Origin of the sequence: Paraburkholderia sp. JPY465, assembly GCF_050436725.1 — a bacterium.
In the GTDB taxonomy this organism is placed as follows: domain Bacteria; phylum Pseudomonadota; class Gammaproteobacteria; order Burkholderiales; family Burkholderiaceae; genus Paraburkholderia; species Paraburkholderia youngii.
This window is the reverse complement of the sequence record NZ_JBNDMT010000003.1, coordinates 3,802,220-3,824,389: the sequence shown is the minus strand read 5'-3', so window position 1 is coordinate 3,824,389 and position 22,170 is coordinate 3,802,220. Positions and strand designations below refer to the sequence as shown.

20 protein-coding genes are annotated in these 22,170 nt (G+C 65.0%); 12 read left to right on the top strand and 8 right to left on the bottom strand.

Features of this window, described 5'->3' with window-relative positions:
- The 3 genes from trpC to QFZ94_RS32390 all read left to right on the top strand — a co-directional run bounded on the left by trpC (position 1) and on the right by QFZ94_RS32390 (position 2,373).
- Positions 1 to 786, top strand: a complete 786-nt coding sequence (gene trpC / locus QFZ94_RS32400) for an indole-3-glycerol phosphate synthase TrpC (RefSeq protein ID WP_368584312.1) — start codon at positions 1 to 3, stop codon at positions 784 to 786.
- A gap of 32 nt (positions 787 to 818) precedes the next feature.
- Positions 819 to 1,445, top strand: coding sequence for a CYTH domain-containing protein (locus QFZ94_RS32395; RefSeq protein ID WP_429461812.1), 627 nt, complete (start codon positions 819 to 821; stop codon positions 1,443 to 1,445).
- Positions 1,446 to 1,542: 97 nt separating this feature from the next.
- On the top strand, positions 1,543 to 2,373 hold the full coding sequence (locus QFZ94_RS32390) for a uracil-DNA glycosylase (RefSeq protein ID WP_429461810.1): 831 nt from the start codon (positions 1,543 to 1,545) through the stop codon (positions 2,371 to 2,373).
- A gap of 126 nt (positions 2,374 to 2,499) precedes the next feature.
- Here QFZ94_RS32390 and QFZ94_RS32385 read toward each other — a convergent pair whose 3' ends face one another.
- The 5 genes from QFZ94_RS32385 to QFZ94_RS32365 form a co-directional block, all read right to left on the bottom strand.
- Entirely contained in the window at positions 2,500 to 3,096 is a 597-nt protein-coding gene (locus QFZ94_RS32385) for an FMN-dependent NADH-azoreductase (RefSeq protein ID WP_410850270.1), read from the bottom strand.
- A 195-nt stretch (positions 3,097 to 3,291) separates the two neighbouring features.
- Positions 3,292 to 5,082 (bottom strand): M61 family metallopeptidase, encoded by a 1,791-nt coding sequence (locus QFZ94_RS32380; RefSeq protein ID WP_429461807.1) that lies wholly within the window; start codon positions 5,080 to 5,082, stop codon positions 3,292 to 3,294.
- A 145-nt stretch (positions 5,083 to 5,227) separates the two neighbouring features.
- The gene (locus QFZ94_RS32375) at positions 5,228 to 5,953 is read right to left on the bottom strand and encodes a DsbC family protein (RefSeq protein ID WP_429461805.1); all 726 of its coding nucleotides are present in this window, start codon (positions 5,951 to 5,953) and stop codon (positions 5,228 to 5,230) included.
- Positions 5,954 to 6,179: 226 nt separating this feature from the next.
- A complete protein-coding gene (locus tag QFZ94_RS32370) occupies positions 6,180 to 7,352 on the bottom strand; it encodes a UbiH/UbiF family hydroxylase (RefSeq protein WP_429461803.1) in 1,173 nt (390 codons plus the stop codon).
- 86 nt (positions 7,353 to 7,438) lie between these two features.
- Positions 7,439 to 7,801, bottom strand: coding sequence for a hypothetical protein (locus tag QFZ94_RS32365; RefSeq protein WP_410850266.1), 363 nt, complete (start codon positions 7,799 to 7,801; stop codon positions 7,439 to 7,441).
- A 274-nt stretch (positions 7,802 to 8,075) separates the two neighbouring features.
- Here QFZ94_RS32365 and ychF point away from each other — a divergent pair, with 274 nt between their 5' ends.
- The 7 genes from ychF to QFZ94_RS32330 all read left to right on the top strand — a co-directional run bounded on the left by ychF (position 8,076) and on the right by QFZ94_RS32330 (position 17,040).
- Positions 8,076 to 9,170, top strand: a complete 1,095-nt coding sequence (gene ychF, locus QFZ94_RS32360) for a redox-regulated ATPase YchF (protein ID WP_368584320.1) — start codon at positions 8,076 to 8,078, stop codon at positions 9,168 to 9,170.
- 344 nt (positions 9,171 to 9,514) lie between these two features.
- Complete coding sequence (gene ugpB, locus QFZ94_RS32355) at positions 9,515 to 10,840, top strand: sn-glycerol-3-phosphate ABC transporter substrate-binding protein UgpB (protein WP_429461801.1); 1,326 nt, start codon at positions 9,515 to 9,517, stop codon at positions 10,838 to 10,840.
- Positions 10,841 to 10,912: 72 nt separating this feature from the next.
- Positions 10,913 to 11,797 (top strand): sn-glycerol-3-phosphate ABC transporter permease UgpA, encoded by an 885-nt coding sequence (gene ugpA, locus QFZ94_RS32350; protein ID WP_429461799.1) that lies wholly within the window; start codon positions 10,913 to 10,915, stop codon positions 11,795 to 11,797.
- On the top strand, positions 11,794 to 12,639 hold the full coding sequence (ugpE, locus tag QFZ94_RS32345; protein WP_429461797.1) for a sn-glycerol-3-phosphate ABC transporter permease UgpE: 846 nt from the start codon (positions 11,794 to 11,796) through the stop codon (positions 12,637 to 12,639). Before ugpA ends, ugpE begins: the two co-directional genes overlap by 4 nt.
- Before the next feature lie 50 nt (positions 12,640 to 12,689).
- Positions 12,690 to 13,769 (top strand): sn-glycerol-3-phosphate import ATP-binding protein UgpC, encoded by a 1,080-nt coding sequence (locus QFZ94_RS32340; RefSeq protein WP_429461795.1) that lies wholly within the window; start codon positions 12,690 to 12,692, stop codon positions 13,767 to 13,769.
- Positions 13,770 to 14,086: 317 nt separating this feature from the next.
- Positions 14,087 to 15,751, top strand: a complete 1,665-nt coding sequence (gene ettA / locus QFZ94_RS32335; protein WP_152853645.1) for an energy-dependent translational throttle protein EttA — start codon at positions 14,087 to 14,089, stop codon at positions 15,749 to 15,751.
- A 164-nt stretch (positions 15,752 to 15,915) separates the two neighbouring features.
- Positions 15,916 to 17,040, top strand: coding sequence for a DUF748 domain-containing protein (locus tag QFZ94_RS32330; RefSeq protein ID WP_429461793.1), 1,125 nt, complete (start codon positions 15,916 to 15,918; stop codon positions 17,038 to 17,040).
- Positions 17,041 to 17,054: 14 nt separating this feature from the next.
- Here the strand turns inward: QFZ94_RS32330 and QFZ94_RS32325 are convergent, their stop codons facing one another.
- The 3 genes from QFZ94_RS32325 to QFZ94_RS32315 are packed head-to-tail and all read right to left on the bottom strand — an operon-like array spanning position 17,055 to position 19,812.
- Positions 17,055 to 17,678 (bottom strand): HAD family hydrolase, encoded by a 624-nt coding sequence (locus tag QFZ94_RS32325; protein ID WP_410850252.1) that lies wholly within the window; start codon positions 17,676 to 17,678, stop codon positions 17,055 to 17,057.
- Between the two features lie 34 nt (positions 17,679 to 17,712).
- Positions 17,713 to 19,527, bottom strand: a complete 1,815-nt coding sequence (locus QFZ94_RS32320) for an aminopeptidase P family protein (protein WP_429461790.1) — start codon at positions 19,525 to 19,527, stop codon at positions 17,713 to 17,715.
- An 18-nt stretch (positions 19,528 to 19,545) separates the two neighbouring features.
- A complete protein-coding gene (locus tag QFZ94_RS32315) occupies positions 19,546 to 19,812 on the bottom strand; it encodes a hypothetical protein (protein ID WP_368584326.1) in 267 nt (88 codons plus the stop codon).
- A gap of 229 nt (positions 19,813 to 20,041) precedes the next feature.
- Between QFZ94_RS32315 and QFZ94_RS32310 the strand changes: the two genes are divergently transcribed.
- A complete protein-coding gene (locus QFZ94_RS32310; protein WP_368584327.1) occupies positions 20,042 to 20,752 on the top strand; it encodes a response regulator transcription factor in 711 nt (236 codons plus the stop codon).
- Positions 20,753 to 20,831: 79 nt separating this feature from the next.
- The gene (gene hemA / locus QFZ94_RS32305; protein ID WP_368584328.1) at positions 20,832 to 22,118 is read left to right on the top strand and encodes a glutamyl-tRNA reductase; all 1,287 of its coding nucleotides are present in this window, start codon (positions 20,832 to 20,834) and stop codon (positions 22,116 to 22,118) included.
- The last annotated feature ends 52 nt before the right edge of the window (positions 22,119 to 22,170 follow it).

Genomic DNA, 22,170 nt, shown 5'->3' with positions numbered 1-22,170 from the left:
ATGAGCGACATTCTCGACCGCATCATCGCGGTCAAACGCGAAGAAATCCGGGCGGCCGAGCAGAGCGTACCGCTCGAAGAATTGCGGCTCGAAGCCTCCTCGCGCGATCTGCGCGACTTCGTCGGCGCAATTCGCGCGAAGCACGCGACGGGTCTAGCCGCGGTGATCTCCGAAGTGAAGAAGGCAAGCCCGTCGAAAGGCGTGCTGCGCGAGCACTTCGTGCCGGCCGACATCGCGCGTTCATACGAGAGGCACGGCGCGGCGTGTCTGTCCGTGCTGACCGACGTGCAGTTCTTCCAAGGCAGCGTCGCCTATCTGCAGCAAGCGCGCGCCGCGTGCCAGTTGCCGGTGATACGCAAGGACTTCATCGTCGATCCGTATCAGGTCGTCGAAGCACGCGCGATGGGCGCCGACGCGATCCTGCTGATCGCCGCCGCGCTCGAAACCGCCGAGATGCAGGACCTCGAAGCGCTCGCGCATTCGCTCGGTCTCGCGGTGCTCGTCGAAGTGCACGACAGCGCTGAACTCAAGGAAGCGCTGACGCTGAAGACGCCGCTGATCGGCATCAACAACCGCAATCTGCGCACCTTCGAGACTTCGCTCGACACGACGCTCGGCATGCTCGACGCGATTCCCGACGACCGCATCGTCGTGACCGAATCGGGCATCCTGTCGCGCGACGACGTCGAGCGCATGCGCGCGCGCAACGTGCATACGTTCCTCGTCGGCGAGGCGTTCATGCGCGCGGACGAGCCGGGCGTGGAGCTTGCGCGGATGTTTTTCTGAGCACGGCGCTCGCATAAGCAAGGACACGTACCATGAGCATGGAACGCGAAATCAAGCTGGCCCTGCCGGCATCGCAGGTGCAGGCGGCGACGCAGTGGTTCGCCGCGCGCGCCGGCAAGCAGGGACGCGCGATCAAGCTCGTGAACATTTACTTCGACACGCCGCAGCTGACGCTGGCGTCCTCGAAGAGCGCGCTGCGTCTGCGGCAGACGCCGGACGGCTGGCTGCAGACCTTCAAGACGGTCGGTACGGCGACGAACGGCTTGCATAGCCGGCACGAATGGGAAATGCCGGTCGCCGGCCCGAAGCTCGAAATCGATTCGTTGCTGAGCGCCTGCGACGAACCCGCCGCCGCAGACGCTCTGAAACAGGCCGCGCCTGCGCTGATCGAGCTGTTCCACACGAATTTCACCCGCACACTCTGGCTGCTCGACACCGACGGCGCTCAGATAGAGGCGGCGATCGACCAGGGCGACGTGCTCGCCGAAGTCGACGATCAAGCGCGCCGCGCGCCGATCTCGGAGATCGAGCTCGAACTGAAGTCGGGCGACGAAGCCGCGCTTCACACGCTGGCCGCCGAACTCGGCAAACGGATTGCCGGCCTCGCGCCGGATGACATCAGCAAGGCGCAGCGCGGCTATCGGTTGCGCGCGGGATAAGCCCGAAACGGGCGCAGGTTGCCGAAACCCGCGGCACCTCATGCGCTCGCTCGCCGCAACTTGAGCTAGCCAGCGTTTGCTGCGACACTTCCCCGCCATGACCTCCGCTACCCGTACCCGCTCCAGTTCGCCGCAGGCATCGTTGTTCGACGACGCCGCGCCAGCTCCCGCCGCAGCCTCGGCCGACACCGACACCGCCACCGCCGCCCCGCCCACGCTCGAAGCCCAATTCGCCGCGCTGCCGGCGGCCTGGCGCGCGCATTTGAAACCCTTCATCGACAGCGACACCTACGCGCCGCTGTGCCGCTTCGTCGACGGCGAGCGTGCCGCCGGCAAAACCATCTATCCGGCCGACGTGTTTCGCGCGCTGCGCCTGACGAGCCCCGACGAAGTGAAAGTCGTGATTCTCGGCCAGGACCCGTACCACGGCGAAGACCGCGGCACGCCGCAGGCGCACGGTCTCGCGTTTTCGGTCGCGCCGCACGTGCGGCCGCCGCCGTCGTTGCGCAACATCTTCAAGGAAATCGGCGCGAGTCTCGGTCACGCAACGCCGCAGCACGGGTGCCTCGACAGCTGGGCCAGACAGGGCGTGCTGCTGCTGAATACGGTGCTGACCGTCGAGCGCGACAGCGCCGCGAGCCACGCGAAACGCGGCTGGGAGAGATGCACGGACACGCTGATCCACGAACTGGCTACGCGGCATCAGAACCTCGTATTCATGCTGTGGGGCGCGCATGCGCAGGCCAAGCGCGCGCTGCTCGGCGGCAAGTCGCACTATGTGCTGGAGGCGCCGCATCCGTCGCCGTTGTCCGCGCATCGCGGCTTTCTGGGTTGCGGCCATTTCGCGAAGGCGAACGAATATCTGCAGCAGCACGGCCGCGAGCCGATCGACTGGCGTCTGCCGGACGACGCGCAAATGCTTGCGTGACGGCGTCGCCGTCGGAAGATGGCGATACCAAGCGAAAACGCCACGGAGGGTGAACCCATCCGTGGCGTTTTTTATTTCACCGCTTGAGCCGCATCGAAGCGGCGCAATGCGGCACGACGAACCCGCTTAAACCGCGGCGATCGCTTCGCGTGCCGAGCTCAGCGCGGCGGTCGCGGCGTCCGGGCCCATGTTCAGGCCTTCGGCGTAGATGAAGTTCACGTCGGTCATACCGAGGAAGCCGAGGAAGCTCTTCAGATACGGCGTCTGGCTATCGTTCGGCGTGCCCAGATACTTGCCGCCGCGCGCCGACACGACGTAGACCTTCTTGCCCGTCACGAGGCCTTCCGGACCGTTCGCGGTGTAGCGGAACGTGATGCCCGCACGCGCGATGAAGTCGAAGTACGTCTTCAGTTGCGACGAGATGCCGAAGTTGTACATCGGCGCGCCGATCACGATGACGTCGGCGGCTTGCAGTTCGGCGATCAGCGCTTCGCTGCGCGCGGCGATCTCAGCCTGTTCCGGCGTGCGCTGCTCGGCCGGCGTGAAGAAAGCGCCGAGCACGGCGTCGTCGAGGTGCGGCAGCGGTTCGGCTTGCAGGTTACGGACGACGACTTGCGCGCCCGGATTCGACTGTTGCAGCTTTTCGGTCAGTTCGTTGACGAGGAGCGTCGAGTTCGCGCCTTGCGAACGGGCTGCCGAGTTGATTTGCAGGATCGTGGTCATGGTTGACTCCAGTAGGGGGCGCGCAGTGTTGCGCGAGTGGAGTCATTGTGTTTTTTTACCGGCCGGCGAAAAAGCCGTCCGGCGGCGACGGATTGTTGCATGGGTGGAACAATCCCCCGCCCTCCTCCGCCGATTGATGACGGGACAGGCGACGGTCGGTGGACCGCCGTCGGGTGCGGCCCACCAGCACGCCGATCACTTCGTCAGCCAGCGCTCGAGGGCTTTGCGCGCGGCAGGTCGGTGATCGCTGACCGCGAGCTTGTAGCGCGCCACTTCGGGACCGTCGAGCTTCACCTGCGTGACCCGCAGCTCGTCGCGGCGGAACGCGTGCACCTCGACCTTCGCGCCCGGCTGGTAGCGCGCCAGCAGAGCATCGATATTGCCGCCGGTCACGCGCAGGCCGTCGAGCGCGATCAGCACGTCGCCAGCGGAAAGGCCCGCCTTCTGCGCGGCGCTGCCTTCGTGCACCGTCGCGAGCGCGCAGTCAGCGCCGCCGCGCAGCCGCACGCCGAGCGACGGCTTGCCGTTCTTGTCGACGTCCGGCGTGAGCGTCACCCCGAACGGCGCGAGCAACGCGTCGAGCGGGAGATCGCGCGTGCCGCGCACGCCCTCGGCGAACAGTTCGGCGAGTTGCGCGCCGGTTGCTTCCGCAAAAATCGTCTCGATCTCGCTTTCGTCGACGCCCACTGGCTTGCCGCGATAAAAATCACGGCCAAAGCGCGTCCACAGCAGACGCATCACGTCGTCGAGCGATTTCTGGTTGCCGGTCTGCGCGCGGATCGTCAGGTCGAACGCGAGCGCGATCAGCGAGCCCTTCGTGTAATAGCTGACGATCGCGTTCGGCGCGTTCTCGTCCTGACGGTAGTACTTGACCCATGCGTCGAACGAGCTTTCGGCGACGCTCTGCTTCAGGCGTCCGCTGCCGCGCTGCACACCGCCAATCACCTTGCCGAGCAGGCCGAAATAGTCGTCCTGCGAGATCACGCCGCTGCGTACGAGGATCAGGTCGTCGTAATACGACGTGAAGCCCTCGAACAGCCACAGTAGCGACGTGTAGTTTTCGACGCCGAGGTCGTACGGCGCAAATACGGCCGGCTTGATCCGCTTCACGTTCCATGTGTGGAAATACTCGTGGCTGCACAGACCGAGATAGGTCCGGTAGCCCTCGCTCATCGCATCGCGGCCCTGCACCGGCAGATCGGTGCGATTGCAGATCAGCGCGGTCGACGCGCGATGCTCGAGCCCGCCGTAACCGTCGGTGACAGCCTGCGTCATGAACACGTAGCGCTCGACCGGCGCCTTCTTCGACTTCGGTTCGAACAGCGCGATCTGCGCCTCGCAGATGCGCTTCAGGTCGCGGCACAACCGCTCCATGTCGAGCCCGATCACGCGGCCGGCAATCACGACATCGTGCGGCACGCCGTGCGCCTTGAACGTCGCGAGCGCGAACTCGCCCAGCGTCACCGGATGGTCGACCAGCTCGTCGTAGTTCTGCGCGCGGTACTCGCCGAAGCCGTAGCGCCTGGTGCCGCGCGCTTCCGGCAGCGCGGTCGCGACGCGCCAGTCGCGATACGCGGCGCCCTGCGGCTTCTGGATATCGACCACGCACTGCGCGTCTTCATGGCCGAGCGGCGACAGGAACACGCTCGTGCCGTTGAAAAAGCCGATGGTGTCGTCCAGATGCGCGGCGCGCACCGACATGTCCCATGCGTACACCTCGTAGCGCAGCGTCAAAGCACCCTTGACCGGCGCCGCCTGCCACGTGTGCTTGTCGATCTTCTCGACGCGCACCTTGCGGCCCGCGTCGTTGACCGCACGCAGCGTCACGATGTTGCGCGCGAACTCGCGCACCATGTAGCTGCCCGGAATCCACACCGGCAGCATGAAACGCTGGCCGGCCGGATCGGGATCGGCGACGGTCACGGTGACTTCGAACAGATGGGCGGCGGGGTTACTCGGAACGATGGTGTAGCGGATCGGCTTCATCGGCGGCGATTGGGAGTGTCGGGAGAGTGAGGCGAAGAAGTTCGGGGCTCGATGCGAAAGGAGGCGCTACATGCGCCTCCTTTCGTTTGAACGTTGCATCTGTTGCGCGCCCGAGGCGTGCATGGCGCTTCGTGCAGCGCGATGTTCAGTGCACCGCCGACAGTTCCTTGTCGAGCCGGTCGGCCGGGACGGCGCCCGGCAGGCGGCGGCCGTCGGCGAGGAACACCGTCGGTGTGCCCTCGACGTTCATCGAACGGCCGAGCGCGAGGTTCTTGTCGATCGCGGCGGTGTCGCAGCTGGCGGCGGCGGTCGGCGCCTGACGGTCCTGCATCCACGATTCCCACGCCTTCGCGCGATCGGCCGAGCACCAGATCGACTTCGACTTGGCCGTCGAATCCGGCGACAGCACCGGGTACAGGAAGGTGTAGACCGTCACGTTGTCGATCGACTGCAGTGTTTTTTCGAGCTGCTTGCAGTACGGGCAGTTCGGATCGGAGAACACCGCGATCTTGCGCGCGCCGTTGCCACGCACGACTTTCACCGCGTTGCCGAACGGCAGGCTAGCGAAGTCGATGCGGTTGGTTTCCGACAGGCGCGCCTCGGTCAGATTCTTGCGCGACTTCGAGTCCACCATGTCGCCGAGCATCAGGTAGTCGCCGCTCGCATCGCTGTAAATGATCTGGGTGCCGAGGTTCACTTCGTACAGGCCAGCGATCGGCGTCTTCGACACGCCCTTGATCGTCACGTCGGACAGACGGTTTTGCAGGGTGGCTTTGAGCTTTTCGGTGGTCTGGTCGGCCTGCGCCGAGCAGCCGAGCGTGACGGCAGCGATCGCGAGCGCGGCGGCGGCGATGCGGAAAGTCTTTTTCATGCTGGAGTCCTGGGGGTCATTCGCGCATCTGCGCGTTCGTTACGTTCCGGCCGCGCGCTTTGGCCGCCTATCGGTCCGATCAGGTCCGATCAGGCTCGATCAGGTTCGATCGGGGGCGGATAAGGGCCGGATAGGGGGCGGATCGCAGCGCGTCGATCCGGTCATGATACCTGTCCCGGGCGCCCGTGACCGGCCATCGGCTATCCGCACGACGCCTCGTTGCGGTTTACCCCAGCGCGGCCGACACGAGCCAGCGCTTGATGAATGGCTGCGCGCCGACGAACGCCATGCCAGTATTGCGCACGGCGCGCGCGAGCGGACCGGGCACCGAAAACAGTTTCTGCAGGCCGTCGGTGGCGATCATCAGCGCGCGGATGTCTTCGCGGCGCGCGCGTTCGTAGCGACGCAGCAGCACCATGTCGCCGAGATCGCGAAACGACTCCTTGCCGCCGATCGTGCTCGCGAGCGCGGCGACGTCGCGCAAGCCGAGGTTCATGCCCTGCCCCGCCAGCGGGTGGATCAGATGCGCGGCATCGCCGACCAGCGCGACACGCGGCGCGACCAGCCGGTCGACGGTTTGCAGCGCGAGCGGGAAGCCCTGCGCGGGCGTGACACACTCGAGCGCGCCGAACTGTTCACCGCTCACCTGCTCGACTTCGGCGGCGAGCCGTTCGGGATCGAGCGCGAGCAACTGCTCGGCGTGTTCGGTGCGGGCCGACCAGACCAGCGACACGTGGCCGTCGGGCATCGGCAGCAAGGCGATGATCTCGCCGTCGCGAAACCACTGGTACGCGGTTTCGCCGTGCGGCTTCGCTGCCTTGAAATTGGCGACCACGCCGATCTGCCGGTAGTCGCGGCGCACCATCTTAGAGCCGATCTGCGCGCGCACCCACGAGTGCGCGCCGTCCGCGCCGACTACCAGGTCCGCTTCGAGTACGTTGCCATTCGCAAGGCCGACGCTCGCGCTGTCGACGGAGAAATCGAGCGCCTGCGCGCGCGTGTCGATCCACGTGAGGTTCGGCTGGAAGCGCAGCGCGGCATCGAGCGCGCGCTCGATCACCGACGACTCGACGATCCACGCAAGCTGCGGCACCGATGCCTGAAACGCGGAGAAATGCAGTTCGGCATGCGCGTCGCCGTAGACGCGCATGTCGTAGACGGGACCGAGCCGTGAGTGATCGAGCGCCTGCCAGACCCGCAGCCGTTCGAGCAAGGCCTGCGAACTCGACGACAACGCATAGACGCGCGAGTCGAAGGCAGCGCCGGCGGGCAGCGCCGCGCAAGGCTGCGCGAGCAGTGCGACGCGCAGTCCGGCTTGCGTGAGCGCGAGCGCCGCGGTCTTGCCGACGAGCCCGCCGCCGATCACGGCGGCATCAAAGGTCTGATGGTGTGCGTTCATGCGCGCATTATAGCCGCGGGGGGTGCGGGGGACGGATCGACGGGCGCGGCATTCGGGCTCGGTGCGCGGGCCCCTGATGGGTCGTGCTAACGGGTCGAGGCGCTCGCCGCGAGCGCCGCGTTCGCCTCGCGCATGCGCATGAAATCGCGATCGGACGAGAGGTTGCGCCATGCGGCCGCCTCGAGTTCGGCCTTGCGATCGCGCTGATCGCTGCGCACCGCGCAGTCGGGGAACACGCGGTCGAACACGCTCCACAACGAGTCGTAGTCGTTCTTGTCAGCGAACCGCGCGATGTCAGCGCGATCTTCGTGCGACAGGTGGGTCGACAAACAGTCGATCGTCTGACGGTCCGTGGGGGCCTGGGCTTCGTCGAAATCCGGCGCGACCCATACCGCGACCAGGCCAACTACGATCGCTGCGGCGACGCCAATTCCGACCCATCTCATCATTCGCACGCTGGTCCCCCGGAAATGGAGCTCAACCGGCTTTGAACTGACGATTCTACAGTGGCTATGCGCAAATGCGCCGCCCGGTACGCGCGGGCGAACGGGTTACAATTGCGTTTTCCGTGAAAACTCGCACCCAATCGTCGAGCCAACGCCCCGATTCGGTGACTTGTCCGCTCCGCTGAGCCTGCCGCGCCCCACCCTACGCGAAGGCTTTCCGAATCCGCGCGCAGCGTCGAGCCCGTCACGCAACTTACTGATTCACTGAAGGATTTCCATGAGCCTCCAATGCGGCATCGTCGGCCTGCCTAACGTCGGCAAGTCCACCCTGTTTAACGCACTCACGAAGGCGGGCATCTCCGCCGAGAACTATCCGTTCTGCACGATCGAGCCGAACGTCGGCATCGTAGAAGTGCCGGACACCCGTCTGAAGGCGCTTGCCGAAATCGTCAAGCCGGAGCGCATCCTGCCGGCGGTAGTCGAGTTCGTCGATATCGCGGGTCTGGTGGCCGGCGCGAGCAAGGGCGAAGGCCTCGGCAACCAGTTCCTCGCGAACATCCGCGAAACCGATGCGATCACGCACGTCGTGCGCTGCTTCGAAGACGACAACGTGATTCACGTCGCGAACAAGGTCGATCCGCTGTCGGACATCGAGGTGATCAACACCGAACTCGCGCTTGCCGACCTCGGCACCGTCGAAAAGGCGCTCGCGCGCTATTCCAAGGCGGCCAAGTCTGGCAACGACAAGGAAGCCGTGAAGAACGTGGCGGTGCTGGAAAAGGTCCGCGCGCAACTCAACGAAGCGAAGCCAGTCCGCGCGCTCGATCTGAGCGATGAAGAAAAGGCCACGCTCAAGCCTTTCTGCCTGATCACCGCGAAGCCGACAATGTACGTCGCCAACGTGAAGGAAAACGGCTTCGAGAACAATCCGCACCTCGACGCGGTCACGAAGTTCGCGGCCGCGGAAGGCTCGCCGGTCGTGGCCGTGTGCGCGGCGGTCGAAGCGGACATCGCCGACCTCGACGAAGCCGACATGGAAGTCTTCCTCGCCGACATGGGCATGGAAGAGCCGGGCCTGAACCGCGTGATCCGCGCGGGCTACAAGCTGCTCGGCCTGCACACCTACTTCACGGCTGGCGTGAAGGAAGTGCGCGCGTGGACGATCCACATCGGCGATACGGCGCCGAAGGCGGCCGGCGCGATCCACACCGACTTCGAGCGCGGCTTCATCCGCGCGCAGACGATCAGCTTCGCCGACTACATCACCTACAAGGGTGAACAAGGCGCGAAGGAAGCCGGCAAGATGCGCGCGGAAGGCAAGGAGTACGTCGTGCACGATGGCGACGTGATGAACTTCCTGTTCAACGTGTAAGCGCGAAGCGGCGCACACTGCGCTGCGCGAGTAAGGCCCGCGAACCCTCAGGGGTTGCGGGCTTTTTTGTTTGCGCGCTACGACTTGCGCAACGCGTCAAATTTCAACCATGGTAATGGTCGCGCAACACACTATCCGGCACCTCGCCATGCTCTGCATGGCCCGCGATCCTCCCGAACCACCGCCCATTTATTTCCTTTCCGTGACAGCCAATGCTAAATTTCGGCTTCCGGCGCGCCGTCACCCTTGGACCGCGCCGCACGGCATCCGACGCCGGAATGTCATCGAACACAACTAGAATCGCGCGATTCGCGTCCGCGCCCTTACGAACAGGAGATAAATCGATGAATTACAAGCCGCTGTTCCGCTCACTTTCCGTCGCCGCGGTATTGAGCATCGGCGTCAGCCAGCCAGCTCACGCCGCGACCGAAATCCAGTTCTGGCATGCGATGGAAGCCGCGCTGGGCGAACGTCTGAACGACATTGCGAACGACTTCAACAAATCGCAGAGCGACTACAAGATCGTGCCCGTGTTCAAGGGCACCTACGACCAGACCCTCGCCGCCGGCATCGCCGCCTATCGCAGCGGCAACGCGCCGGCGATCCTGCAGGTCTACGAAGTCGGCACCGCAACGATGATGCAGGCGAAGAAAGCCATCGTCCCGGTCACGCAAGTCTTCAAGGACGCGGGCGTGCCGCTCGATCAGAAGGCCTTCGTGCCGACCATCGCCAGCTATTACAGCGACTCGAAGACCGGTGAGCTGATTTCGATGCCGTTCAACAGCTCGACGCCGGTGCTGTACTACAACAAGGATGCGTTCAAGAAGGCCGGCCTCGATCCGAACCAGCCGCCGAAGACCTGGGCCGAGTTGCACGCCGATGCGCAGAAGCTGAAGGCGTCGGGCATGTCGTGCGGCTACTCGTCGGGCTGGCAGAGCTGGATTCAGCTCGAGAACTACAGCGCGTGGCACGCGGCGCCGTTCGCGTCGCGTAACAACGGCTTCGACGGCATGGACGCGCAGCTCGAATTCAACAAGCCGCTGCAGGTCGCGCACATCCAGTTCCTGCAAAGCATGGCGAAGGACGGCACGTTCACCTATGTCGGCCGCAAGGACGAACCGGTGTCGAAGTTCTATAGCGGCGACTGCGGCATCATCACGAACTCGTCGGGCTCGCTCGCGACGATCAAGAAATACGCGAAATTCAACTTCGGCACCGGCATGATGCCGTACGACGACAGCGTGAAGGGCGCGCCGCAGAACGCGATCATCGGCGGGGCGAGCCTGTGGGTGCTGTCGGGCAAGGACCCGGCCGTCTACAAGGGGGTCGCGAAGTTCCTCGCGTATCTGGCCACGGCGCCGGTCGCCGCGAAGTGGCACCAGGACACCGGCTATCTGCCGATCACCACCGCCGCGTACGAGCTGACGCGCCAGCAGGGCTTCTACGACAAGAACCCGGGCAGCGACACCGCGATCCGCCAGATGCTGAACAAGCCGCCTCTGCCGTTCACGAAGGGCCTGCGTCTGGGCAACATGCCGCAGATCCGCACCGTGATCGACGAAGAACTCGAGCAGGTGTGGGCGGAGAAGAAGACGCCCCAACAGGCGCTCGATTCGTCCGTCTCGCGCGGCGACGAACTGCTGCGCCGCTTCGAAAAGGCCGGTAGCTAAGCATCGCCTGCTGGCAGGGTTCCGGCGCCACCGCGCCGGAACCCGTTGTTGCACCACACTCTGGACATCCCGATGGATAAGCGCTCTTACTTCGGCACCAGCGCGCTGCCCTACCTGCTCGTCGCGCCGCAGCTGATCATCACGCTGGTGTTCTTCCTGTGGCCGGCCGGCGTCGCGCTCTGGCAATCGACGCAAACTCAGGACGCATTTGGCACGTCGAGCCAGTTCGTCGGACTCGCGAACTTCAAGCAGCTGTTCGCCGATCCTTTATATCTCGCGTCGTTCAACACGACGATCGTGTTCTGCACGCTCGTCACCGTGTCGGGCCTCGTGATCTCCCTGTTGCTTGCGGTCTGCGCTGATCGTGTGACGCGCGGCGCGAAGGCCTATCAAACGTTGCTGATCTGGCCGTACGCGGTCGCGCCCGCGATCGCCGCGGTGCTGTGGTCGTTCCTGTTCAACCCGAGCATCGGTCTCGTCACGTATGCGCTCGCGAAATACGGCGTCGTGTGGAATCACGCGCTGAACCCCGGACAGGCGATGTTCCTCGTCGTGCTTGCATCGGTCTGGCAGCAGATCAGCTACAACTTCCTGTTCTTCTACGCGGGACTGCAGGCGATTCCGCGCTCGCTGATCGAAGCGGCCGCGATCGACGGCGCCGGTCCGGTGCGCCGCTTCTTCGGCATCGCGCTGCCGCTGCTGTCGCCGACCACGTTCTTTCTGCTGGTGATCAACATCACCTACGCGTTCTTCGATACCTTCCCGGTGATCGACGCGGCGACCGGCGGCGGACCAGGCCAGGCGACCCGCACATTGATCTACAAGATCTTCGCCGAAGGCTTCCAGGGGCTCGACATCGGCAGCTCCGGCGCGCAGTCGGTCGTGCTGATGATCATCGTCGTCGCGCTGACCGTCGTGCAATTCCGCTTCATCGAACGCAGGGTTCAATACTCATGATCGAGAACCGACGCGGTTTCGACCTGTTCTGTCACGCAGTGCTGATCATCGGCGTCGCGCTGGTGGTGTTTCCGGTGTACGTCGCGTTCTGCGCGGCGACGATGAACGAGCACGAGGTGTTCACGGTGCCGCTGTCGCTCGTGCCCAGCACGCACCTGTTCGAGAACATCGTCACAATCTGGACACAAGGCACCGGCAACGCGGCGGCGCCGTTCAACCGCATGCTGCTCAACAGCCTCGTGATGGCGCTCGTAATCGCGATCGGCAAGATCGCCGTGTCGATGATCTCCGCATACGCGATCGTCTACTTCCGCTTTCCGTTTCGCACCGCCGCGTTCTGGCTGATTTTCATCACGCTGATGCTGCCGGTCGAAGTGCGCATTTTTCCGACCGTGCAGGTGGTGTCGTCGATGCATCTGAGCAATACGTACACCGGTTTGACGCTGCCGCTGATCGCGTCGGCGACCGCGACGTTCCTGTTCCGCCAGTTCTTCAAGACGCTGCCCGACGAGCTGATGGAAGCCGCGCGCATCGACGGCGCAGGCGCGCTGCGCTTCTTCTGGGACGTCGTGCTGCCGCTGTCGCGGACCACGATGGCCGCCCTCTTCGTGATCACCTTCATCTACGGCTGGAACCAGTATCTGTGGCCGATCCTGATCACCAGCCAGCAGTCGCTGATCACCGCGGTGATCGGCATCAGGGGCATGATCGCCTCCGGCGATACCGCGACCGAATGGCATCTGGTGATGACGGCCACGCTGCTCGCGATGCTGCCGCCGCTCGTCGTCGTGCTGACGATGCAGCGTTGGTTCGTGCGCGGCCTCGTGGATTCGGAAAAATGACGCGGTATCGCGGACCGCGACAAGCACTCAAAAATTAAGGCTAGAACGGCATGGCTGCACTGACTCTGCAAAGCGTTAAGAAAACCTACGACGGCAAACAGTTCGTGTTGCACGGCATCGACGTCGACGTCGCCGACGGCGAATTCGTCGTGATGGTCGGCCCGTCCGGCTGCGGCAAATCGACGCTGCTGCGGATGGTCGCCGGGCTCGAGCGCATCTCCGACGGCAGCATTTCGATCGCTGGCAAGGTCGTCAACGATCTGGAGCCGAAGGACCGCAACATCGCGATGGTGTTCCAGAACTACGCGCTATATCCGCATATGAGCGTGGCCGAGAACATGGGTTACGCGCTGAAGATCGCGGGCGTCGATCGCGCGCAGACCGCGAAACGCGTCGAAGCCGCCGCGCAGATTCTCGAACTCGGCGCGCTGCTGCAACGCAAGCCGCGCGAACTGTCGGGCGGGCAGCGGCAACGCGTCGCGATGGGCCGCGCGATCGTGCGCGAGCCGGCGGTGTTTCTGTTCGACGAACCGCTGTCGAATCTCGACGCCCGTCTGCGCGTGCAGATGCGCCTCGAAATCCAGCGCCTGCATGCGCGCCTGAAGACCACGAGCCTGTACGTCACGCACGATCAGATCGAAGCGATGACGCTGGCGCAACGCGTGATCGTAATGAACAAGGGCCACGCCGAGCAGATCGGCGCGCCGACCGAAGTCTACGAGCGGCCGGCCACGGTGTTCGTCGCGAGCTTCATCGGCTCGCCGGGGATGAACCTGCTCGAAGGCCGCGTTTCTGACGACGGTTCTACCTTCGACGTCGCCGGCAACGGCCCGAAGCTGCCGCTCGCGGGTGTGCCGTCGATCGGCCGCGAGGTCGCGACGGGCCGCGAATGGACGCTCGGCATTCGCCCCGAGCATCTGAGCCCTGGCACGGCCGATGCCACACTCACCGTCGACTCCTGCGAGATTCTCGGCGCGGACAATCTCGCCCACGGCCGCTGGGGCAAGCACGACGTGACCGCGCGACTGCCGCACGCTCATCGTCCGGCGGCAGGCGAGGCGCTGCAGCTCGCGCTGCCCGCACGACATCTGCACTTCTTCGATCCGGTGACGGGACAGCGCGCGAACTGACACTGCGGCTGGACGCCGCCGCCTGCTCACCGCACGGCGGCGTCGCGCAATGGCTCCGAAGATCGGCGACACAGCGCGCGCAAACAGCGCACCACCCGGTCCGTGAAGCGGCCCGCCAGCGGTCCGGCCCCTGCCGCCTGCCCCCCGCCGCGAAGTACAATGCCACCTGAACCACACGCCGCGCGCGGCAGCGTCGTCGAATCCGACGCCGCGCCGGCCGGCGCCGGATGTTCCGCCCGGCCCTGACACCGATTACCCATTCAACCCCGACTGCCCGCCCGCACGCGGCCGGCATCGTCAACGTCTACTGCAAGCAAATGGCCCAATACGTTTTCACCATGAACCGGGTCGGCAAAATCGTGCCGCCCAAGCGCCAGATCCTCAAAGACATTTCGCTATCGTTCTTCCCCGGCGCGAAGATCGGCCTGCTCGGTCTGAACGGCTCGGGCAAGTCGACGCTGATCCGCATCATGGCGGGTGTGGACACGGAGATCGAAGGCGAAGCCACGCCGATGCCGAACCTGAACATCGGCTATCTGCCGCAGGAGCCGCAACTCGATCCGCAGAAGACCGTGCGTGAAGCGGTCGAAGAAGGTCTCGGCGACGTGTTCAATGCCCAGAAGAAGCTCGACGAAATCTACGCGGCCTACGCGGAGCCGGACGCCGACTTCGACGCGCTCGCCGCCGAGCAGGCGAAGTACGAAGCGATCCTCGCGACCACCGACGGCAGCGCCGAGCAGCAGATCGAAATCGCCGCCGACGCACTGCGCCTGCCGGCATGGGACGCGAAGATCGAGCATCTGTCGGGCGGCGAAAAGCGCCGCGTGGCGCTGTGCAAGCTGCTGCTGCAAAAGCCCGACATGCTGCTGCTCGACGAGCCGACCAACCACCTCGACGCAGAATCGGTCGAATGGCTCGAGCAGTTCCTGACGCGCTTCCCGGGCACCGTGGTCGCCGTCACGCACGATCGCTACTTCCTCGACAACGCCGCCGAGTGGATTCTCGAACTCGACCGCGGCCACGGCATTCCGTGGAAGGGCAACTACAGCAGCTGGCTCGATCAGAAGGAAGAGCGTCTGAAGCAGGAAGAAGCGTCGGAGTCGGCGCGCCAGAAGGCGATCAAGAAGGAACTCGAGTGGGTGCGCCAGAACCCGAAGGGCCGCCAGGCGAAGTCGAAGGCGCGTATCGCTCGCTTCGAGGAACTGAACAGCCAGGACTACCAGAAGCGCAACGAAACGCAGGAAATCTTCATTCCGGTCGGCGACCGCCTCGGCAATGAAGTGATCGAGTTCAAGAACGTCAGCAAGTCGTACGGCGATCGTCTGCTGCTCGATAACGTCAGCTTCAAGATTCCGGCCGGCGCGATTGTCGGCATCATCGGTCCGAACGGCGCCGGCAAGTCGACGCTGTTCCGTATGCTGACCGGCCGCGAACAACCGGATTCGGGCGAAATCGTGCAGGGCCCGACCGTCAAGCTCGCTTATGTGGACCAGAGCCGCGAAGCGCTCGCAGCCAACAAGACGGTGTTCGAGGAGATCTCAGGCGGCGCCGACGTGCTGACGGTCGGCAAGTATGAGACACCGTCGCGCGCGTATATCGGCCGCTTCAACTTCAAGGGCGGCGACCAGCAGAAGATCGTCGGCAATCTGTCCGGCGGCGAGCGCGGTCGTCTGCATCTGGCGAAGACGCTGATCGCGGGCGGCAACGTGCTGCTGCTAGACGAACCGTCGAACGACCTCGACGTCGAAACGCTGCGCGCGCTCGAAGACGCGCTGCTCGAATTCGCGGGTTCGGTGCTGGTGATCTCGCACGATCGCTGGTTTCTCGATCGTATCGCGACGCATATCCTCGCGTTCGAGGGCGACTCGCAAGTCACGTTCTTCGACGGCAACTACCAGGAATACGAAGCGGACAAGCGCGCTCGTCTCGGCGAGGAAGGCGCGCGGCCGAAGCGTCTGCGCTACAAGCCGATCTCGCGCTAATAAGCGGGGCACACCGGCCCCTCTGGCGCAATGCCGGACGGGCCACGGGGCATGCGCGTTGCTATTCGTCACTTGATGCAGGCGCGCGTGAAAGTCCCGCGCACACGACAGACGGTCAACACGGCGCTGCGCGACGCGCGGCGCCGTGACGAGGAGACACAGGCATGGCGATGTCGAAGGGCAGGCGCTGGATCGTCGTCGTGGGCGGAACGCTATTGGCGTTGATTCTGATCGCGGTCGGCGCGATGCAATTCGCGCAACAGGAAGTCAAGAATCGCGTCAGCGCGGCGCTCGGGCCGCTCGGCAGCGCCGACCGTATCGACGTCGGCCTCACCTCGGTACACCTGACCCACGTCGTGCTGAAGGCGCCGCCAGGCTGGCCGGCGGGCGAACCGCTACGCGCCGACGAAATCACGATCACCCCCGACGTGCGCGATCTGATCGCGCGGCGCATGCATATCCGCGAGGTCGTCGTGCGCGGCTTCGACATGTCCGTGCTACGCACCAAGGACGGCTCGCTCAATCTGCTGCCGAATCTGCGCGAATCGCTGAACCGCGGCGATCGTCCGGGCGGCGCTAACACAGCGCCGTCGATCCCACGGGAACAGCAGGTCGACCGTATCCGCTTCGAACACGGCAACTTCCACTTCTACGACATGAGCGTCGGGCCGCCGCCATTCAAGGTCACGGTCAGCAACGCAAACGCGAGCGTCGACAATCTGCATCTGCCGTCGCTTGCTGAGCCGACCAACGTCAGCGTTCGCGGCTCACTGAGGGGTCCGGCGCATACCGGCACCGTGACGTTCGACGGCTGGATCAGGATCGCCAGCCGCGACTCGCAGACCACGACCACGCTGCATGGTGTCGATGTCGCGATGCTCGATCCCTATCTGCTGAAGAAGGCCGGCACGCGCGCGCAGGTGACGGGCGGTACCGTCGATCTGTCGATCGAATCGACGGTGCGCAACTATCACCTGCACGCGCCCGGCACGGTGACGGTCCACAATCTGCAGCTCGCCGAAACCGACAATCCGCTCGAGACGTTCATGTCGATTCCGACCCGCGCCGCGGTCGCCGCGCTGAAGACGCATGACGGCAACATCACACTGCATTTCGTGCTCGACGGCGATCTGCGCGATCCGAAGTTCTCGGTGCGCGAAGGGATCCTCAAGCGCATCGGCGAGGGGTTTGCGAAGGCGCTCGGGGTCAGCGTCGAAGGGGTCGCGAAGGGCGCGGGCGAGACCGTCAAAGGCCTCGGCAATGCGTTGAAAAATCTGCTGGGACAGTAACGGCAGCGCTCAGCTCAAACCGGCAAGCCCAACTCGCGCAGCTTCGCCTCCGTTTGCGCGGCGCTCGTGTGATGCACGCCGTGCCAGCCGAGCTCCGTCGCGGCTTCGGCGTTTTTCGCGTTGTCGTCGATGAAGACGAGCTCGGCCGGCTCGACGCCGGGCATCTGCAGCTCGATGCGCCGGCGCATCTCGGCGAAGATCGCCGGATCGGGCTTCACGAGCTTCACGCGCCCCGACACGACGATGTCGCGAAAGCGCCGCAGCACCGGATAATGCTCCCACGCATACGGGAAGGTCTCGGCCGACCAGTTGGTGAGCCCGAAGAGCGGTACATCGGCCGCTTCGAGCTTTTCCATCAGCGCGATGCCGTCGTCGAGCACCCCCGCCACCATTTGATGCCAGCGCTCGTAGAACGCGCGAATCAACGATTCGTGATCGGGAAACTGCGCGATCAGCTCGTCGGTGGCTTCGACGATCGGCTGCCCCCCGTCCTGGCGGATCACCCAGTCCATCGAGCAGACGTGCGTGAGGAACCAGCGGCGCTCCGATTCGTCGGGAATCAGCTCGCGGTACAGGTACTCGGGACTCCAGTCGATCAGCACGCCGCCGAAATCGAACACCACTGCCTTGATCGCCATGCACCACGCTCCGTTTGGAAGATCGCCGCTACGCTCAGATCGGTTGTGTGCGCAGTTCGAGCCACACCTTTGCGTCACCCGACACATGCGGCGAGAGGCGCGCGCGCACCGTCTCGTGATACCCGTTGAGCCACGCGCGCTCGTCGTCGCGCAGCAGCGACAGCTCGATGCAGCGCGTGTCGATCGGGCACAGCGTCAGGGTTTCGAACTTCAGGAAGTCGCCGAATTCGGTTTTTTCGGCGGCCACGTTCAGCACGAGGTTTTCGATGCGCACGCCCCATTTGCCCGGCCGATACAGACCCGGCTCGTTCGAGGTGATCATGCCCTCTTCCATCGCGGTCCACGGTTCGGCCGGCGCGTAGTGCGAGATCACCTGCGGGCCTTCGTGCACGTTCAGGAAGTAGCCGACCCCGTGACCGGTGCCGTGACCATAGTCGGCGCCGGCCTGCCAGATCGGCGCGCGCGCAATCGCGTCGAGCATCGGCGAGCGGATGCCACGCGGGAACTGCGCGCGTGACAGCGCGATCATGCCCTTCAGCACGACCGTGAAATCGCGGCGCTGTTCATTGCTCGGCGTGCCGATCGGCACGACGCGCGTGATGTCGGTCGTGCCGCTCAGGTACTGGCCGCCCGAATCGATCAGCAGCAGGCCGTTGCCTTCGATCACCGCATGCGACTCTTCGGTCGCGCGATAGTGCGGCATCGCACCGTTCGCGTTGAAGCCCGCGATCGTCGCGAAGCTCAGCGACACGAACCCAGGACGGCGCGCGCGGGCGGCCGTCAGACGCTCGTCGATCGTCAGCTCGGTGATGCGTTCGCGGCCCAGCGCGCTTTCGAACCAGGCGAAGAATTCGGCGAGGGCCGCGCCGTCCTGCTCCATCGTGTCGCGCACGTGCGCGGCATCGGCGGCGGTCTTGCACGACTTGAGGAACGTGGACGGATTGACCGCTTCGACCACCTTGACCCCCGACGGCACCGCCTGCAGCGAGCCGTACGTGATGCGGCGCGGGTCGACCAGCAGCGTGCTGCCGGCTGGGAGCGCGGCGAGCGCGTCGGCGGCTTTGGCGTACGGCTCGACGCTGATACCGTCACGCGCGAGCACGTCGGCGAGCGCCGGCGACACTTTGCCGTCAGCGATAAAAAGCGACACGCGATCCACGCCGACCAGCGCGTGCGCGACGAACACCGGGTTGTAGCTGACGTCGGCGCCACGCAGGTTCAGCAGCCAGGCGAGGTCGTCGAGCGTCGAGATGAAGTGCCACTGCGCGCCTTTGTCGGCCATCGCGTGACGTACCTGCGCGAGCTTGTCCGCGCGCGCGACGCCCGCTTGCGGCGCGGAGTGCTCGAAGACGGCGTCGGCGGGCAGCGCCGGGCGCTGCGCCCAGATCGCGTCGAACAGGTCGACGTCGGTGCGCAGCTGCACGCCGCGTGCGTTCAGCGCTGCGCTCAGCGCACGCGCGGCCGCGACGCCGAGCACCGCGCCATCCACCCCGACCGTGCCGCCGCTCGCGACGTTCTGTGCGAGCCATTCGAAATGCGGCGTCGTGAGCTGGCCGCCAGTCATCTTCATCAGCTCGACACTGGTGCCGGCGAGTTGCGCGCTCGCTTGCTCCCAGTAGCGGCTATCGGTCCAGACGCCGGCGAAATCGGAGGTGACGATCAGCGTGCCGGCCGAGCCGGTGAAGCCCGACAGCCACTGGCGGCCTTGCCAGCGACCTGGCAGATACTCGGACAGATGCGGATCGGCCGACGGCACGAGGTAAGCGGCGATGCCTTCGCGCGCCATCGCGGCGCGCAGGCTCGCGAGGCGCTCGGGAATGGAGGAGGTTTCGGGGAGTCGGGCGTTCATGGAGTTACCTGCAAGGATTCATCGACGGATTGACCGGCGCGAAAAGAGGCCGACCGTTACGGCGACGGCGATAAGCGCGACGGCGGTGCATACCGGCCACTCGAGCATGTCGCCGTCATGGAAAAGACCTGTCACGTTGCCGGCCATGCGCGCGATGCTCGTGCCGAGCACGCCGGCCAAGAGCGCGACCCACCAGCGCGCGCGGCTCACCCTGGGCAGCGGGTGCAACCACCAGCCCGTGAGGCCGATCACGACGCCGAGAACGAGAATGCCCGGCCAACCCATCAGGCGTGGGCTCCGGATTGGGTGCCGAAACAGGACAAGTTCAATTTCGGATTCGTCTCATAGGCCGACGGAGCCGCCAAGGCTAGCATTTTGGGCTCTTTAACTATAGAAGTTCAGCACGGCGCTTTCCGCATAGCGGTTGAGTTTAGGGGTCGGGGTGTGCTTAGGCAAGTTGCAAGCCTGACGAAAACACCTCGCGCTCCGCTCGTTGCCCGGCTGACGCCGTGCCATGCGCATCGCCCTTATCGAACCCGACCTGCAACACGCCAAACTGGTCGACCGGCTCATTTTCGCCGGCGGCCATGTGTGCCTTCACTTCACCACCAGCGCCACCTTCCTGCAGCACGCCACCGATGAATTTTTCGACCTGCTGATCACCGAAAGCTGGGCCGGCGACCATTGCGCCGAAGACGTTATCCCGCGCGCGCGCTCCATTCTGCCAGGTCTGCCCATCATGATGCTGATTTCGGCACCGCGCGAGTGCCAGATCGTAGCCGCGCTGCACGCCGGCGCCGACGACTGCCTCAGCAAACCAGTGCGCGGCCCCGAAATGCTCGCGCGCGTCGAGGCGCTGCAACGCCGCGCGGGCCTGCGCCGGCCGCCCAAACGCCGGCGCGACGTGATCGGCGGCTATACCTTCGACGCGGCGAATTGCGCCGTGACCTTCCGTGAGATGACCGTCATCCTCACGCCAAAGGAATTCCGCCTCGCGCTACTGCTGTTCAACAATCTGGCCCGACCGGTGTCGCGCGCGCATATTCTCGAAACCGTGTGGTCGCGCCGCCGCGACGTAAAGTCGCGCACCATCGACACTCACGCGTCGCGCGTGCGCGGCAAGCTGCAGCTACGCCCGGAGCTTGGCTACGCGCTGACGCCGGTCTATGGTTACGGTTACCAGCTCGACGCGATTCCGCCGGAGCCCCAGACAGGCGAGAGCTGACACATGCGGGGTATACCGCGTGCAGGATGTGAGAATCGTGAAAACGCTATAATATAGGGCTGAACGATAGCTCCCCCAAATGCAGCTTCTAACGATCGGAATTAACCATCACACTGCGCCTGTCGCCTTGCGCGAACGCGTGGCGTTTCCGCTCGAACAGATCAAGCCCGCTCTGGATACGTTCAAAGGCATCTGGGTGGGCCGCATGGCCCCCAATGCGCCGGAAGCGGCAATTCTGTCCACCTGCAACCGCACCGAACTGTACTGCGCGACCGACGATCTCGCCGCGCGCGAAGCCTCGGTCCAGTGGCTGTCGAAGTACCACAACCTCCCCATCGATGAACTCGCGCCGCACGTCTACGCGCTGCCGCAGTCCGAAGCCGTGCGTCACGCGTTCCGCGTCGCATCGGGGCTCGATTCAATGGTGCTCGGCGAGACGCAGATCGTCGGACAAATGAAGGACGCGGTTCGCACCGCCTCCGAAGCCGGCGCTCTCGGCACCTACCTGAACCAGCTGTTCCAGCGCACCTTCGCCGTCGCAAAGGAAGTGCGCAGCACCACCGAAATCGGCGCGCAGTCGGTGTCGATGGCCGCCGCCGCGGTACGCCTCGCCCAACGCATTTTCGACAAGATCGCGAACCAGCGCGTGCTGTTCATCGGTGCTGGCGAAATGATCGAGCTCTGCGCGACGCATTTCGCCGCGCAACATCCGCGTGAACTCGTCGTCGCGAACCGTACCGCCGAGCGCGGTATGCGGCTCGCCGAGCGCTTCAACGGCCGCGCCATTCCACTCTCCGAGCTGCCCTCCCGGATGCACGAATTCGACATCATCGTGTCGTGCACGGCGTCCACGCTGCCGATCATCGGTCTCGGCGCGGTCGAGCGCGCGGTCAAGGCGCGCCGTCACCGGCCGATTTTCATGGTCGACCTCGCGGTGCCGCGCGATATCGAACCCGAAGCCGGCCAGCTCGAAGACGTGTTCCTGTACACCGTCGACGACCTCGGCGCGATCGTCCGCGAAGGCAATGCGTCGCGCCAGGCCGCAGTCGCGCAGGCCGAAGCGATCATCGAAACGCGCGTGCAGAACTTCATGCAATGGCTCGACGCGCGCAGCATCGTGCCGGTGATCCGCCACATGCACACGCAGGCCGATACGCTGCGCCGCGCGGAAGTCGAACGCGCGCAGAAAATGCTCGCGCGCGGCGACGATCCGGCCGCAGTGCTCGAAGCACTGTCGCAGTCGCTCACCAACAAGCTGATCCATGGTCCTACTCACGCGTTGAACCGCGCGAGCAGCGACAACCGTGACAAGCTGATCGAGCTGATGAGCGGCTTCTACAAACACTCCGGCTCTTCCGAGCGTTAGCGGCGCAGTGCTCGCCGCACCCCGCGCGCCACCGCCGTGGCTCGCGAAGTGC